Raw genomic sequence first — 3837 nt, 5'->3', positions numbered from 1 at the left:
CCTTTTGAACTGTTATATGGAAGACCCCCAAATCCGTTGGATTTTGATAATGAAAGGACGGTTATACCTGAGGAAAATCAACTTATTTTTGAGAGACTCGAGAAAGCGCGTAAGATTTTTCAAACATTGGAGAGAGAGATACGTGAAAAAGAGGTGCGACTTAATAAAGCTCCAATCTCGACTTTTGAAGTCGGAGATATAGTTTTGAGAAGAAAGCAGAGTCTCAAAATTAAAAACAAACTTGATGATAGCTGGGAAGGTCCTTACACAATCTGTGCGATCGGGAGATTAGGTAATTATAAAATCAAAAATATATTTGGTGAAATTTTTTCTGTTAATGTAAAGGATCTAAAATTTGCAGAGTTGTTTGAAGACGAATGGCCCAAAATAAAGGAGGGGGGAATGTCAGGAGATAGGAATCTTCCCATTCTCTTATTAAGAGAATCTTCTGACTAGAAAGATGATTTGGAGGGAAAATTTCCCTCCAAATATGGGTTTTTCCTATATATATCTAAAACCCCAAAGAACCCATGGTTAAACAAGATGAAACCAATAAATCTTTTCCCAACAAACCAGTTTCCGGTCGTGACAATGTCACGACTAACATTGGTGGTAACAGGGATTTCGAAGAAAAGGGTCTGGATGCAGTAATTCACAGCATGAAGAAACTGTGTTTAAGGAATAAGTGGGATTCATTTTCTGGAAAGAAGAATGAGGATCCGAAGTCCTTTCTCACACAGTTTCTTGAGGTTGAGGATTCCATCGACTCAAACAAGCTGCTTGCGATTGTTAAGTCACGACTGGGTGGTCTGGCTTTAAGATGGTTCGAAGCGCTTGAAGGAGATGAATTGAACGACTACGAGGAGTTTAAACATCTCTTTAGGGAACGGTTTTGTAGGGAGGAGATTGAAGAAGATCGTTTGGATAAGTTTATGCATCTTTACGTGTGCGGTCCTAAAATGGAAGGGTTACTTTGTTATGCATACGAGTTAAAGAAGTTTGCACCAAGGAATCCTGAATTCATGCAAAGATCTTTTAAAGCCATAAGACGGTTTGTTCCGCAGAGCTTGGAAAGTATGGTAGAAAATGTCGGAAATTGGCCTGATATGTTTCTATTTTTTGAGAAACATGAGGCACAGTTGAGTTGGTATCTTAAAAAATCGTCGAAAAAGAGCAGTAGTGCGGAGCCGTCGGATAATCACTTCAAGATGAAAGTAGTGGGAAAAGAACCGGTAGTTAAAAATTGTATGTTAACCTTTACTGTTGAATCTAATTCGAGAAGATCTTCGGCAGATAATAGACCTAAAATTTCGTTGAAAGGGGAAAATGTGTCAATTGAAGCACTGATTGATACAGGCGCGCAGAGTTCACTTATTAGTGCCAGCTTGGCGCATAAACTGGGCCTTAAACTAACCGAATGTGGAATTAATGTGTTTGGTGTAGGTGGAATGACGAAGGTTAAGGGTGCAGCTAGTTTCTTAGTAAAAAAACCAAAACGTAAGAAATTAATTGAGGTAAAGGCATATGTGGTAGAAAATCTAACTGATAATTTAATTTTGGGAATTGAAGAAATTAGAGGTCTGGGATTGACAAGATATATAGATCACTCTACTATTGTATCAGTTTCTACCAGCAATGAGGTTAAGTCAGAATGTAGTCTAAGAGCTCAAGAGAGTGAAACGGTCGATGCTGGGTTTGGCGATCTTTCTAAGGTAGATAGAGAAAGTTTAAATAAAGTCATTAGAAGGTACTGGAATGTTTTCATTGGTCACAACGAGCAACCTTCATTGGATTTGGAACATGCTATAGAGCTAACTGCAGATTTTTCGTATGTTAAAAACTTTACTAGGAAAAGAAGCCCTCAAGATCATGAACTGATTCGTGAGAAGGTAAATGAATTTCTCAGTAAAGGGTTGATTGAGGAAAGTCGGGCGGGGTATACGTCTCCAGTAACGCTTGTGAGGAAGAAAGACTCCTCGATACGTTTTTGTATTGATTATCGAAGATTGAATGCAATTACAAAAAAAGAAATATATCCGATACCATTGGTTGAGGAAACGTTGGACTGTATAGGCTCAGCAAAATTCTTTTCCGTTTTGGATTTAGAATCAGGTTATCACCAGGTCAATGTGAAGTTGGAAGACCGGTATAAGACAGCATTTAAAACGCGGGAAGGTACATTTCAGTGGATCAAGATGCCGTTTGGGTTGACTAATGCGCCTTTCACATTTCAGAGGTTGATGAATTCAGTCTTTAAAAAGCAATTGTACAGGTTTGTGTTGGTGTATTTGGATGATATCTTGATTTTTTCGAACACATTCGAATCACATCTTAAACATTTGGAAATTGTGTTAAAAAGCTTAGAGGTACTTAGACTTAAGGCAAATCGTCAGAAGTGTAAGCTTTGTAAAGATTCGGTGTTGTTCCTCGGTTATCAGATTAGCAAAGATGGGATGACCATTCCTCTGCAACAACAGTCTAGGGGGTTACAATTTAAAACACCGGGCACAAAAAAGGAGCTGCAATCGTTTATCGGATTCACGGTTTATTTTAGGAAGTTTATTAAGAACTATACTAAAACGATGCTTCCATTGTACAAATGCACAGAGAAAGGTAAATTTCAGATGTCGAAAGAGGCCATAGAAGCTTGCGATGTTATAAGGAAAGTGATTGGTGATGGTCCTTGTCTGAAGTTACCTGATTTTAATAGGCCTTTCATCTTGTATACAGATGCCTCCAACTTTGTTATAGGAGGTGCTTTGATGCAGAAATACGATGAAGAGGAACTTCCTGTTTTTTTTATTTCACGTAAATTAAACAGTGCCGATATTAACTACACCGTCACAGAGAAGGAGTGTCTGGCTGTAGTTTGGTGTATCAAAAGCTTTAAGACATATTTATCGAATGAATTTGTAATTGAGACGGACCATCAAGCGTTAAAATGGTTGTTGAATTTAAAAGAAGATGCATCGGGTCGTCTAATGCGGTGGATTTTGACTCTTCAACAGTTCTCGTTTAAAGTCCATTATATCAAGGGTTCTGAAAACACGTTGGCAGATGGTCTTACACGAGTAGTAGGGTCTGTAAGGGATAGTGTATCTAACGAGGAAGAAATTGATACGACTCAGAAAAATGAAATAATTTTTAAAAATCATTCAGAGTGTGGACATGGTGGTACTGTTCCAACATATATATTGGTGTTACGAACACATAGGTGGCGTGGTATGTATGCGGATATTCATGATTGGATTAAGAGGTGTGAAGTTTGTTGCAGATTTAATAAAAAAAGAGAGCGCTACCCATTACAGCGTATCTCTCTTGACGGCCCTTTTTCACGAGTTGGCATTGATGTTGTGGGTCCATTACCTAAATCTGAAAATGGTAATCGATTTCTTGTGGTGGCGACGGATTTTTTGACTAGATGGTGTGAAGCAAGAGCTATCAAGAATAAATCCGCAAAGTCAATTGCACTCTTTATCATCGAAGAAATCTTTTGTAGACATGGACCTCCTTCTCAACTTTTATCAGACCAGGGACTTGAATTTCTTAACAAAACGGTTCAACAAGTGTGTAAAATGTTGAATACCAAAAAAACGTCTACTTCGTCTTATCATCCGCAGTGCAATGGAACGGTGGAAAGAACGAATCAAACACTGATAGCGAAATTGGCGAAATTTACAGACGGAAGATGGGAAGAGTGGGATAATTTTCTGTATTATGCACTTTTTGCGTATAGGATTTCAGTGAGAACGGTATCCAAGAGATCGCCTTTTGAACTGTTATATGGAAGACCCCCAAATCCGTTGGATTTTGATAATGAAAGGACGGTTATACCTG

The 3837-nt window shown here is 38.3% G+C and carries 2 protein-coding genes; both read left to right on the top strand.

All coding sequences use genetic code 11. The features are described from left to right. Positions 1-456 (top strand): hypothetical protein (locus tag ACRC28_RS11000; protein ID WP_438543494.1); only part of this gene is annotated, 456 nt, incomplete at its 5' end. A gap of 74 nt (positions 457-530) precedes the next feature. Continuing rightward, a partial coding sequence (locus ACRC28_RS10995; protein ID WP_438543493.1) for a reverse transcriptase domain-containing protein occupies positions 531-3837 on the top strand: 3307 nt, incomplete at its 3' end.

Origin of the sequence: Clostridium sp. (assembly GCF_051650885.1) — a bacterium.
Taxonomy (GTDB): Bacteria; Bacillota; Clostridia; order Clostridiales; family Clostridiaceae; genus Clostridium.
Note: the sequence above shows the minus strand (reverse complement) of the source record. Positions and strands in the feature narration are given on the sequence as shown.